11 protein-coding genes are annotated in these 12028 nt (G+C 35.8%); 8 read left to right on the top strand and 3 right to left on the bottom strand.

The genetic code is table 11. The annotated features are described in order from the left end of the window. Positions 1 to 144 precede the first annotated feature (144 nt). The 7 genes from ASG21_RS10790 to purF all read left to right on the top strand — a co-directional run bounded on the left by ASG21_RS10790 (position 145) and on the right by purF (position 7742). Positions 145 to 951, top strand: a complete 807-nt coding sequence (locus ASG21_RS10790; RefSeq protein ID WP_056079567.1) for a GLPGLI family protein — start codon at positions 145 to 147, stop codon at positions 949 to 951. Positions 952 to 1159: 208 nt separating this feature from the next. Beyond that, positions 1160 to 2971 (top strand): TonB-dependent receptor, encoded by a 1812-nt coding sequence (locus tag ASG21_RS10795; RefSeq protein ID WP_056079572.1) that lies wholly within the window; start codon positions 1160 to 1162, stop codon positions 2969 to 2971. A gap of 64 nt (positions 2972 to 3035) precedes the next feature. Beyond that, entirely contained in the window at positions 3036 to 3752 is a 717-nt protein-coding gene (locus ASG21_RS10800; RefSeq protein ID WP_056079575.1) for a DUF2490 domain-containing protein, read from the top strand. A gap of 308 nt (positions 3753 to 4060) precedes the next feature. Continuing rightward, on the top strand, positions 4061 to 4666 hold the full coding sequence (locus ASG21_RS10805) for a SatD family protein (RefSeq protein ID WP_056079578.1): 606 nt from the start codon (positions 4061 to 4063) through the stop codon (positions 4664 to 4666). 1 nt (position 4667) lies between these two features. Further along, positions 4668 to 5363 (top strand): DUF3307 domain-containing protein, encoded by a 696-nt coding sequence (locus ASG21_RS10810; protein WP_056079581.1) that lies wholly within the window; start codon positions 4668 to 4670, stop codon positions 5361 to 5363. A 71-nt stretch (positions 5364 to 5434) separates the two neighbouring features. After that, entirely contained in the window at positions 5435 to 6157 is a 723-nt protein-coding gene (gene purC, locus ASG21_RS10815; protein ID WP_056079585.1) for a phosphoribosylaminoimidazolesuccinocarboxamide synthase, read from the top strand. An 85-nt stretch (positions 6158 to 6242) separates the two neighbouring features. After that, entirely contained in the window at positions 6243 to 7742 is a 1500-nt protein-coding gene (purF, locus tag ASG21_RS10820; protein WP_056079588.1) for an amidophosphoribosyltransferase, read from the top strand. An 82-nt stretch (positions 7743 to 7824) separates the two neighbouring features. On the opposite strand, the gene ASG21_RS10825 is transcribed toward purF, so the two are convergent. The 3 genes from ASG21_RS10825 to aroB all read right to left on the bottom strand — a co-directional run bounded on the left by ASG21_RS10825 (position 7825) and on the right by aroB (position 10734). Then, on the bottom strand, positions 7825 to 8541 hold the full coding sequence (locus ASG21_RS10825; RefSeq protein WP_056079591.1) for a porin family protein: 717 nt from the start codon (positions 8539 to 8541) through the stop codon (positions 7825 to 7827). Between the two features lie 202 nt (positions 8542 to 8743). Continuing rightward, positions 8744 to 9436, bottom strand: coding sequence for a porin family protein (locus ASG21_RS10830; RefSeq protein ID WP_056079594.1), 693 nt, complete (start codon positions 9434 to 9436; stop codon positions 8744 to 8746). Positions 9437 to 9687: 251 nt separating this feature from the next. After that, a complete protein-coding gene (aroB, locus tag ASG21_RS10835; RefSeq protein WP_056079596.1) occupies positions 9688 to 10734 on the bottom strand; it encodes a 3-dehydroquinate synthase in 1047 nt (348 codons plus the stop codon). Between the two features lie 101 nt (positions 10735 to 10835). On the opposite strand from aroB, the gene ASG21_RS10840 reads away from it, so the two are divergent. Beyond that, complete coding sequence (locus ASG21_RS10840; RefSeq protein ID WP_228462849.1) at positions 10836 to 11978, top strand: pseudouridine synthase; 1143 nt, start codon at positions 10836 to 10838, stop codon at positions 11976 to 11978. Positions 11979 to 12028 lie beyond the last annotated feature (50 nt).

Raw genomic sequence — 12028 nt, forward strand, 5'->3', positions numbered from 1 at the left:
TCTTTAAAAGTGAATGGTTTTTTAAAGTTTATTTTAATTTTTGTCTTAATTTAGTTTTAACTGCAAAATTAAAATTGATGTCCAAAAACAACTGACAACATTGGCTGTAAAAATAAACAGTGGTTTTATTCAAAATGATTCAATATGAGTTTTAAAAGATTTTTGTTTCTCTGCGTACTTACCTTTCAGTCAATACATTCGCAAAATAAATATGATAATGCAGCGCTTAAAATTGATTATCAGATGATTATCTCAGATGATCAGGGCGATAACAACGGGACTGACGTGCGACATTCTTATGACTTCATTCTTTTATGTAATGCGGTAAAATCAATTTACGCAAATAGTGGATTGCAAAATTATTATGAATTTATCCGAAAAAGCAGAAGTAACAGACAGGCACCAAGCTTAGACAAAAGTATGTATCCAAAATCTAAGAGCAGCGTATACAAAGATGGTGAAAGTGTAGTTGTAACTTTGCCGGTGGGAAATAATCTGTATAGTTTTAATGAGCCTGAATTGAAATGGGAAATAGTTTCAAATGAAAGAAAAGAGATTTTAGGAAATCTGTGTTTAAAGGCAAAGGCAATTACAGATACAGGCAAATTATATTATGCATGGTATTGTCCCAAAATTCCAATTCCTGAAGGACCATTTCGTTTTAAAGGACTTGCGGGATTAATTTTGGAAGTACATAACGAAGACAGAAGCCTGATCATCGAGGCAACTAAAATAGAAAAATCAAACGGTATTATTGAGCCAATTGCTTACATAAATACAGTACATTTAAAAGAGAAAGCTGATTTTATAAAAAAAAGATCAGAATATATTGACAATCCTAATGCTGATAAGTTTTCTTCACCTTACAAAGCTTACACCCTTGACGGAAAGGAGATAAAAGTTGACAAACGAAAGTCACTAAAGTTAAATGAAAATATTCTTTTAGATTAAAGCATTAATTATTAATGTACACTAATAATAAAATCCACTTTGCAAAAAGTGGATTTTTATATTTCAAAATAAATTTATCGTATTACTGATCAGCAAAATTTAAAATTATTTTAAAGCAAATTTTACAAAATATATTATGATAAGTATCATTTTTTGGTCTGATTGAAGTCTGCTAATTTTGAACGCTTCAAACTAAACTATACAAACTATGATCAGAAAACTGATTACCCTTTCTGCTGCTTCCCTGTTTTTTTCGGTTTCAGCTCAGGAAAAATCTGCGGAAATTGATTCTGTAGAGATTCAGGGCAAATTTATTGCAACACCGTACAAATCTGCCAATCAGAATATATCAGTGATTACAAAAACTGATATTCTGGCTTCACCGGCTAAAAGTATCGATGAAGTTCTTCAGTTGATTCCGGGAATGGATGTCAGAAGGCGTGGAGCCAACGGTGTGCAGAGTGATGTGAGTTTCAGAGGCGGATCATTTGAACAGATGCTGATTTTGATCAACGGAATCAGAATGAATGACTCTCAGACAGGTCATAATTCTTTAAATATCCCTTTAGATCTGGATGACGTGGAAAGAATTGAAGTAATAAAAGGCCCTGCAGCAAGACGTTTCGGACAAAATGCCTATGCCGGAGCTGTTAATATTATCACCAAAGCAGAACCCGGAAAAAGAGTTAAGATCAGTGCAGAAGCCGGAGATTATGAAACGTACGGAATGGGACTTAATGCCAATTTCGGAAACGAAAAATTCTCAAATTTACTTCAGGTGAACAGTAATTCCTCGCAAGGTTACCGTTACAATACAGATTATGAGATACGCAACGCATACTATCAGAATCAGCTTAAAATAAAAAACGGAAGTTTAAGACTTCAGGCCGGAATTTCGGAGAAAAAATTCGGAGCCAACGGTTTTTACTCATCTCCCGCAGCAACAGAGCAGTATGAAGAACTGCAGGCTTCCATAGTGAGTTTAGCGCATCAGCAGAGCTTTGGAAAATTTAAATTAAATTCAAATGTTTACTGGCGGAGAGGGCAGGATATGTATGTTTTCAACAGAGCAAAGCCGGAAATCTACAGAAATATGCACATCGGAAATAATGTAGGTGGAGAAGTCAATACAAGCTATACTTCAGGTTTGGGAACTACTGGTTTGGGTGTGGAACTGAGAAAAGAATTCTTGGCAAGTAATAATCTTGGGCACCGTGAAAGATTCGTTACGCAGGTCTTTTTTGAACACCATTTTTCGTTCTTTGATAAAAAATTAAACATCAGTCCGGGAGCTTCGTGGGCAAATTACTCCACAGACGGGAACTTTTTCTATCCGGGAATTGACGTAGGATATACTTTTCTTGAAAACAGTAAAGTGTATGGAAATATTTCCAGAGTTCACAGAGTTCCTACATTTACAGATCTGTACTATGTAAGTAAAACCGAGCAGGGAAATATGAATCTTTTGCCTGAGAATGCTATTTACGCAGAAATCGGTTATCAGTATCAGACTAAAAATATTTTAGCCAAAGCCAGCGGATTTTTAAGGGACGGAAACAACACCATCGACTGGACAAAAATAAGTCTTACAGATCCTGTTTGGTACGCAAAAAATGTGGGTGACAGTAACGTGAAAGGAATTGAACTGGAACTTGATCACAAAGTAACAGACTGGATGAGATATACAGTGGGCTATACTTTTCTCGAAAATAAACTGAAAAATACTGAATCTGTTTTTGCAAGATACAATCTCGACAATCTGAAACATCAGTTTGTGGGAAAACTTCAGAACCATTTTCTGAAATATTTCACCAACGAACTGGTGTACCGTTACAACGAAAGACTGAATTTCGGAAGCTATCAGCTCCTGGATGAGAAATTGACTTTTACCAAAAATGATCTTTCTGTTTACATTCTCGTTAATAACGTTACCAATACAAAATATACCGAAACCTTCGGTGTACCGATGCCTCAAAGGTGGTTTCATCTTGGTTTCACATATCAGCTTAATTTTAGATAATTGTTAATAATAATTTAATATGAATTAAATGTTAATTAATCTAATTTTGCAAAAATTTTTTTAGATGAAATTCTTTGTCGGTCTGGGTTTGATTTTAGGATTAGGTTTTGCAAATGCACAGGAACATATTTCCAGTTTTAATGCAATAACGCTGACATATAAATTTCATCCGAAATTTTTCCTTTACGCAGAAACTCAGATGCGTGGAATTGAAGAGTATGATTACCCCGATTATTACGAGATAAAGGGTGGTTTAGGTTATAATTTAACCAAAACCCATAAGCCTTTCCTCGGTTTGGGAAGATATGCGACATATAAAAATCATACAATCAGCCGCGAAGAATTCAGGGTTTGGCTTCAGGATGTTATTGATTTCAAAAAAGGGTCTTTCAAATTTGAAAACCGTTTCCGTGCTGAGAAAAGCTGGTTTTACGATCCTATAAAAGATATCAGATCCGAAAGGATGAGATACCGTTACCGACTCAACGTTACACTTCCTCTTAATGCAAAATCAGTAAAACCGGGAACTGTATTTGCCAATGTATATGATGAAATTTTTCTGGTAAGTCCGAACAAACCGACTTTTGCAAGAAACAGAGTCTATGGCGGCCTTGGCTACCAGATTGACGAAAACTTCGGAATGCTTGCCGGTTATCTCTGGCAGAGAGAATTTGAGGCTGCTGGCAACAAAAATGTACATTTCGTATATTTTGCCCTGAACATCAACATTGATGATACGGATAATAAACAGAAAACCTATCATTTCCCCGGAGCAGATTAATTTTAATTCCAAAAAATATAATATAAGCTAAAAAGCTAATAATCGGTGATTATAAGTCTTTTTGCTTATATTTTTTTTTAAACCTTATTTCAAAAACTACATTACATTAGATCTCAATCTCGAAATAATTTCAGGACTCCGAATATAAAATCCCCACATCTTACATCTCAACGGCTCAAATCTCAAATCTCAAATCTCAAACATCAAATTTCAAATCATATAAATAAGCAAAAAAGCTAATAATCACCATTTATAAGGGTTTTTGCTTATATTTTTTATTTATAAGGAATAATGCTTATATTTGCAAAATGATAGCGGTCATCACTGGTGATATTATTAATTCTCAACATGCAGACACTGAAGTTTGGATTACCAAACTAAAAAATCTCCTTGCAAAATGGGGAAACAGTCCACACACATGGGAAATTTACAGAGGAGATGAGTTTCAGATCAAATGCAGTATCGATGACGTTTTCTGGCGTTTCTTAGCCATTAAATCTCTCATAAAAAGTCAGGAAAATTTAGATGTAAGAATGGCGATTGGTATTGGTGAAGAAAATTTCTCATCAGAAAAAATCACAGAATCCAACGGTACCGCCTATGTAAATTCAGGAAGACTGCTCAATGACCTGAAATCTGACGGTCATACCGTATCCATCAAAACTTCAAACGATTCTTTAGACAGAGACCTTAACATTCTGTTGAAATGGTCATCTAAAGACTTTGACAGCTGGACGATGGCGACCTCAGAAATTATTCACGAAATGATCATCAATCCGGATAATACCCAGGACGATCTTGCCAAAAAATTTACGATTTCGCAATCTTCTGTAAGCCAGAGGCTGAAACGTGCCAACTACGAACTTATCGTAGAGACCAACCAGTATTTTAAAAAGAAAATTTCAGAATTATAAGATGATTTTTATTCAACTCATATTGGCACATCTACTCGGAGATTTTATTCTTCAGCCAAATTCCTGGGTTTCAGATAAAGAAAACAGAAAACTGAAGAGCAAATATCTGTACCTTCACGTTCTGATTCACACCGTATTAAGTTTTATTTTCCTCTGGGATCTTGATTTATGGTGGATTGCAGTACTGGTAGGGGTTTCCCATTTATTCATTGATGCAGCTAAGCTCTATTTTCAGAATATTAAAACCAAAAAAATATGGTTTTTCACCGATCAGGCACTTCATGTAGCTGTAATTGGCGGAGTTTCTTTTTATTTTAATGAATTTGATTTCGGTTTTCTGAAAGATGAAGAATTTTTAAAAGTGTTAATGGCAGCCTTATTTTTAACGTCGCCGGCTTCAATCTTCATTAAGTTATTATTATCATCGTGGACACCCGTAAATGAGCAGACCGGAAGTCTACAAACCGAATCTTTATCCAATGCCGGAAAATATATCGGAATTTTAGAGCGTCTGATGGTGTTCACATTTATCACGGTAAATCACTGGGAAGGCGTAGGCTTTATGGTTGCGGCAAAATCTGTTTTCAGATTCAGCGATCTTGCACAGGCAAAGCAGCGAAAGCTTACAGAATATGTATTGATCGGTACACTGCTGAGTTTTGGACTGGCTGTTTTAACAGGAATTTTAATTAAGTAAAATAATATAAATCTAACTATAACCGAAAACCTTTGATTCAAGGTTTTCTAAAGTAAAAAAAAGTAAAAATTATGAGTCAAAAGCTAGAAATGTTGTATGAAGGGAAAGCAAAACAAGTATTTGCAACAGATAATCCTGAAGAAGTTGTAGTACGTTTCAAAGACGATGCAACAGCATTTAATGCTCAAAAAAGAGGATCTGTAGATTTGAAAGGCGAAATGAACAACGCTATCACTACGCTTATTTTTGAATATTTAAATGAAAAAGGAATTGAAACTCATTTCATCAAACAGATAGACGAAAGAGAGCAGCTGGTAAAAAAAGTATCAATTATTCCTTTGGAAATGGTGGTAAGAAACTATTCTGCAGGAAGCATGGCACAGAGATTAGGTGTGGAAGAAGGAATTAAATCTCCGGTAACCATCTTCGATATCTGCTACAAAAAAGACGAATTGGGAGATCCGCTTATCAACGATCACCACGCAGTTTTCTTAGGTGCAGCTACGTATGAAGAGCTTGACGAAATGTATGAATTAACTTCAGACATCAACGAAATTCTAATCGATCTTTTCGACAAAATGAACATCATTTTGGTTGATTTCAAAATTGAATTAGGTAAAACTTCAACAGGCGAAATTATTCTTGCTGACGAAATTTCTCCTGATACCTGCAGACTTTGGGACAAAGATACGATGAAGAAACTGGATAAAGACAGATTCAGAAGAGATCTTGGTGAGGTAACTGAAGCTTACGTGGAGATCTACAACAGACTGAAAACTGTACTTAACAAGTAATTATGAGGAGTGCTGGATGTTGGATGTGTAATGATTTTCACCCAACACCCGACATCTGACATCCAACAAATTTAGAAAAATAGAAATGAAAAGTTTAGACATTCATAAAAGTGAATATTTAAAACAGTTTGAGACTCAAACCTACGGAAGAAATCTCTTCAGAACGCAGGAAGAAGAAAGACTGGATGCTCCGAATGAGGAGTGCGGTATCTTCGGAATGTATTCTGATAATGATCTCGACACGTTTTCTCTTTCCCAGTTCGGGCTTTTTGCGCTTCAGCACAGAGGTCAGGAAGCTTGTGGTATTTCTGTTCTTAAAGATGGAAAAATTACCAACATGAAAGATGAAGGTTTGGTTTTGGATGTTTATAAAGAAATTCAGGAACCTGAGACTTTTATGGGAAATTCTGCAATCGGTCACACAAGATATACGACTGCAGGAGACAAAAAGAAATATAATTTTCAGCCATTTTTTGCGAAAAACGAATATGACCAGATTATACTTTCGATCGCTCACAACGGTAATTTAACCAATGCGAGAGAGCTGAAAACGGAACTGGAAGCTGAGGGCGTTGTCTTCAGAGCAACTTCAGATTCTGAGGTTATTTTAAGATTAATTCAGAAAAATCTTGATCTTGGACTTCGCGGAGCAATCAAAGCGACGATGGAGAAAATTGAAGGAGCGTATTCAGTTGTGGGAATGACGAGAAATAAATTTTTCGCTTTCAGAGATTTCAACGGGATCAGACCTTTGGTTTTGGGAGCAACCAGCGAAAATTCTTACGTTGTGGCTTCCGAATCTGTGGCTTTGGATGCTGTGGGAGCTCAGTACGTACGTGATATTCTGCCTGGAGAAATTGTTTACACAAGCGAAAATGAACCAGGAAAACTTCATTCTTATATGGCCGATGAAGCCAAAGGAAAACAGAGAATCTGTTCATTTGAATATATTTATTTTGCAAGACCCGATTCTTCTCTGGAAAACATTAATGTTTATGAAATCAGAGAAAAATCTGGTGAGAAAATCTGGGAGCAGGCGCCTGTAGAAGCTGATATCGTTATTGGCGTTCCTGATTCCGGAGTTCCGGCTGCGATTGGCTTTTCTAAGGCTTCGGGAATCCCTTTCCGTCCTGTTTTGATTAAAAACAGATACATTGGCAGAAGTTTTATCGTTCCTACTCAGGAAATGAGAGAAAGAATTGTCAACCTGAAACTGAACCCTATTATTTCTGAAATCAAAGGGAAAAGAGTAGTGATCATTGATGATTCCATCGTTCGTGGAACTACTTCTAAACGTTTGGTTAAAATTTTAAAAGAAGCAGGTGTAAAGGAAATTCACTTCAGAAGTGTTTCTCCACCAATTATCGCACCGTGTTATTTAGGAATTGATACACCGTCAAAAGACGATTTGATTTCTGCAAATATGTCTACAGAGCAGTTGAGAGATTATCTTGGTGTAGATTCTCTTGAATTCTTGAGCACAGAAAATTTAAAGGTAATTTTAGGTTCGTCCAATCACTGCTTTGGATGTTTTACAGAAGAATATCCTGTTGCGAAGGGAGAGGAGATAGAATTATTCAGCTAAATTTATTTTAAAATAAATAAAAAGGTCAGATTTCATTACGAAACCTGACCTTTTTTTTTCTTGAAACTAAGATTTTTTATTATTAAAACTTATAGTTCAGACCTAACTGAAATCCTCTGTTTTTATTGATGTTTTTCTGATCATCGTTTGCCACGTCAGAGTTATTGGCAATATTTGTGAAACTGCTTACAAAACGTGCATTGATACCTAGATTTGGAGTGAAGTAATATCCAAGACCAAGACCCATCCCAACATTGAATTTTTTGATATCATCTTTGTTGATAGATTCAGATGCCGACTGTGTCTGTGTTACTGTGTTTCCGGCCGTCGTCGTTGCAATAGTCTGCTCACCTTTGTTTTTACCATCCAGAAAATAACTGAATTCCGGACCAGCTTCAATATAAAAATTGTCTGCCGGTTTCATCTGAAGCATCAACGGTACTGAAATGTAATTCAGTGACGTAGTAAAATCTCTTTTAGTTCTTATTGTGCTTGTTCCTGCAGTAACTTCTGTATCAGAAACAACGCTTTTTGCACCCATCTGACTGTATAAAACCTCGGGTTGTAATGCAAATTTTCTTGATAAAGGAATATTAACAAAAGCACCCGCTAAAAATCCTAATTTTTGATTATTAATACTTGCTTTCTGCTCGCTGAACTGGTTGGTGGTAGCAGCTCCTTTTATACCGAATCTCACAGGTTCTTTTACTTTGATCTGCTCTACAGAAACTTTTTCCGTTTCCTGTGCAAATGCTAATGAGCCTGCTGTAACTGCTAATCCTAAAAATAACTTCTTCATAATCTTCTATATTGAATATTTTTTTCAGCTTTAAATTTAATGCTGAACAATTAATTTTTGATTGGTGTGAGGCATGAATTTATTGTGGCGATCTTAACTTTTAAATCACCGCAACATGCCAAAAAATAAGAGGTTGGATTTCTTATACAAAAACCCAACCTCTTGCTATTGAATTAAAATTTGTTTAAAAAACGGTTGCGTATTAGAATTTAAATGCTAAACCAACCTGGAAGTTGTTGTTTCTGATAGCATCAGAACCGCTTGGTCTGTCTTTAGCAACATCTGTTACACCTGCAACGTATCTTGCTGTAAGTCCGATGTTATCTGTGAAATAATATCCTAAACCAATTCCTACACCGAAGTTGAATGTATTCAGGTTATCTTTGTCGATATCATCTGTGTAACTAGCGTTGGTAGTAGAAGTGTTTGATCCTGTAGTTACAGTCGTCGTTCTGTCACCTTTGTTTTTAGCACTTAACATAAATCCGAATTCCGGACCTGCTTCAATGTAAAAGTTTGGTACAAAGTTATATTGGAACATCACAGGTACTGTTAAATAATCAAGATTTGTAGAGTAGGATTCAACATTTCTTGTTGTAACGCCAGCGATAGTATACTCGTCTCTGCTCTCGATTTTAGCACCTAACTGGTTGTACAAAAGCTCTGGCTGAATGCTGAATGATTCTGCTACAGGAATATTTGCGAAAACACCTGCGTTAAAACCGATTTTCGATTTCTGATCTTCTAAACCAGCATCTTTAGACAGTGAAGCAACGTTCATACCTGCTTTCAGACCAAATCTCACTGGAGACATAGATGATCCTGTACTTGGTGTAGTCTGTGCAAATGCCAATGTTGTTGACAAAACTGCAATTCCTAAAATTAACTTTTTCATAATTTTAAATTTTTAAATATTTTACTAATTTCTATTTCTAAATTGTGTTATCTTTTTTAACAAGACGTGTGGATTCTTTCAAATACTTTGCCAACAATTATTTTTTTTCTGGCTCAAAATAAAATAGCCACTCGCTTTCGCGAATGACTATTTATATAATTATCTTTAAATCAATTATTTAAGTAAATGAAAATTGATATGCTTCGAATAATAGTTTATGATTTAAATCATATTTAAACTTTAAATCAAGGTTAAAATCCGCTCAGTTTTTTGTAAAAATTGATTGATTTTTGAATATTTTCAGTACTGCATTCATGATCAAACACACATGAACCAATTCCTGTGAGCAGAGAAAAATTGATTTTGGCATCAGCATTCTTTTTGTCGTTCAGTAAAAGATTAAAAATATCTTCTTCTTTAAAGTTATTTAAATCTATAAAACAGAAATGCTTCTGAATATTTTCAATAATTACTTCTGACTCTTCTTTTGAAATCAAACCTTCAAGATAGGAGAGATGGCTTTCACAGATCATTCCCAGCGCGACAGCTTCACCATGAAGAATAGGATTTTCGCTTTGGAGACATAAACTCTCAATAGCATGACCAATGGTATGACCGAAGTTTAAAGTTTTTCTCACATTCTTCTCATTAATATCAGCGTTCACCACCTCCTGTTTTATCTCCATAGACTGTTGAATAAAAGGTTCTATTCCCAATGCATCCACTTCATGGAGCTGAATTAAATCCTCCCAGTGCTTTTTATCGGCGATCAAACCGTGTTTCAGCATTTCTGCAAAACCACTTTTCAGTTCTTTTGCCGGAAGCGTTTCTAAGAATTTAGGATAAACATAAATCTGCTCCGGGAAAGAAAATGTTCCCACCATATTTTTATAATGCATCAGATCAATTCCCGTTTTTCCACCTATAGAAGCGTCGCACATGGCCAGTAAGGTCGTTGGTATGTTGATAAACTGAATTCCTCTTTTATAGGTAGAAGCTACAAAACCGCCCAAATCTGTAATCACCCCACCGCCGAGATTGATGATAAGTGCTTTTCTGTCGGCCTTCATCTCTGTAAGAATTTCCCAGAGCTGATTGACAGTCTGAATATTTTTCATTTCCTCGCCCGCCTCAATTTCAAGGATTTCAAAGGATATTTCGGTTTCTAAATTTCCTAAAAATAAAGGAAGACAATATTCGTGTGTATTCTCATCCACCAGAATAAAGATTTTGCTGAATGATTTACCGCTTAAATATTGATTGATTTGCCGGAAACTTTCGTCTAATAAAGTAATCATCGTATGATTTTTTGATAATTAATAGCTGTACTAATCTACAAAGTTATGATTCTTAATTTCTAACTCGTAACTAAATTACTATCTTTGCAAAAATATTTAGAATGAGCAGAGACAACAATAATTCGGGGAGACCTAAAAAACCTAGATCTTCAACAAGAAATTCAGACAGTCCTCGTGCTTCAAGATCAGGAAATCCAGGATCAGAACCTTTCAAAAAATCTTTCCCTAAAGCAGGTGAAAGAAATTCTGATTCCAGAAAAAGTTCAGGTACGAGCTACCAGGACAGAATGGATAAGAAATTCGGAAAAACGGAACAGAAAGATTTTATTACCAATCCAGGTGAAGATAAAAAACCTTTCAAAAAAGCTGCACCGGGAAGAGGTGGCAGCAGACCTAAAAGTTTTGACGCCAGAGATAAATACGAGAGAGGAAGCCTGAAATACGGAAGAAGACCCGGAGCTGAAGGCAATGAGGATAAAAATAAATCATTTGTTCAGAAAAGAAGACTGAGCAAGATTGATAAAGATATCCATAAAGATACCATCCGTCTCAATAAATTTATCGCCAATTCAGGAATCTGCAGCAGAAGAGAGGCCGATGAGCTTATTACTCAGGGCCTGGTGGAAGTAAACGGTAAAGTGGTTACAGAAATGGGTTATCAGGTTCAGAAAGTTGATAAAGTTGTTTTCGACGGACAGAACATCACTCCCGAGAAACCGGTTTATGTGCTTTTGAATAAACCAAAAGGATATATTTCAACCACAAAAGACGACAAAGCGAGAAAAACGGTGATGGATTTGGTGGCAAACGCTTCGCCTTACAGAGTTTTCCCTGTCGGAAGATTGGACCGTTCTACTACCGGAGTTATTCTTTTGACGAACGATGGTCACATGACGAAAAAGCTGACACATCCTTCATTTGATGCCAAGAAAATTTATCATGTAACATTGGATAAAAAACTGACGAATGAAGATCTGAAACTAATTGCAGAAGGAATCCGTTTGGATGAAGGTATTGCAGAAGTAGACCAGATATCTTTCATTGAAGGTAAACCAAGAAATGAAGTAGGAATTGAGATTCACATTGGCTGGAACCGTGTAATCAGAAGGATTTTCCAAAGATTAGGATATGAAGTGGAGGCCTTAGACCGTGTAATGTTTGCAGGTTTAACCAAGAAAAACATCAAAAGAGGACACTGGAGAATTCTTACGGAACTGGAAGTGAACAACCTTAAAATGCTTTAATTTTATTGAAATTAAATATCAAAACTGTCTCAGCTGAGACAGTTTTTTTT

Source organism: Chryseobacterium sp. Leaf394 (assembly GCF_001424105.1).
Taxonomy (GTDB): domain Bacteria; phylum Bacteroidota; class Bacteroidia; order Flavobacteriales; family Weeksellaceae; genus Chryseobacterium.

What these genes read in the sequence shown, in the direction of transcription:
- ASG21_RS10805 (WP_056079578.1), top strand. Translation starts at nt 4,061, where the DNA reads ATGATAGCGGTCATCACTGGTGATATTATTAATTCTCAACATGCAGAC.
- ASG21_RS10825 (WP_056079591.1), bottom strand. Translation starts at nt 8,541, where the DNA reads ATGAAGAAGTTATTTTTAGGATTAGCAGTTACAGCAGGCTCATTAGCA.
- ASG21_RS10800 (WP_056079575.1), top strand. Translation starts at nt 3,036, where the DNA reads ATGAAATTCTTTGTCGGTCTGGGTTTGATTTTAGGATTAGGTTTTGCA.
- aroB (WP_056079596.1), bottom strand. Translation starts at nt 10,734, where the DNA reads ATGATTACTTTATTAGACGAAAGTTTCCGGCAAATCAATCAATATTTA.
- purC (WP_056079585.1), top strand. Translation starts at nt 5,435, where the DNA reads ATGAGTCAAAAGCTAGAAATGTTGTATGAAGGGAAAGCAAAACAAGTA.
- ASG21_RS10810 (WP_056079581.1), top strand. Translation starts at nt 4,668, where the DNA reads ATGATTTTTATTCAACTCATATTGGCACATCTACTCGGAGATTTTATT.
- ASG21_RS10795 (WP_056079572.1), top strand. Translation starts at nt 1,160, where the DNA reads ATGATCAGAAAACTGATTACCCTTTCTGCTGCTTCCCTGTTTTTTTCG.
- purF (WP_056079588.1), top strand. Translation starts at nt 6,243, where the DNA reads ATGAAAAGTTTAGACATTCATAAAAGTGAATATTTAAAACAGTTTGAG.
- ASG21_RS10790 (WP_056079567.1), top strand. Translation starts at nt 145, where the DNA reads ATGAGTTTTAAAAGATTTTTGTTTCTCTGCGTACTTACCTTTCAGTCA.
- ASG21_RS10840 (WP_228462849.1), top strand. Translation starts at nt 10,836, where the DNA reads ATGAGCAGAGACAACAATAATTCGGGGAGACCTAAAAAACCTAGATCT.
- ASG21_RS10830 (WP_056079594.1), bottom strand. Translation starts at nt 9,436, where the DNA reads ATGAAAAAGTTAATTTTAGGAATTGCAGTTTTGTCAACAACATTGGCA.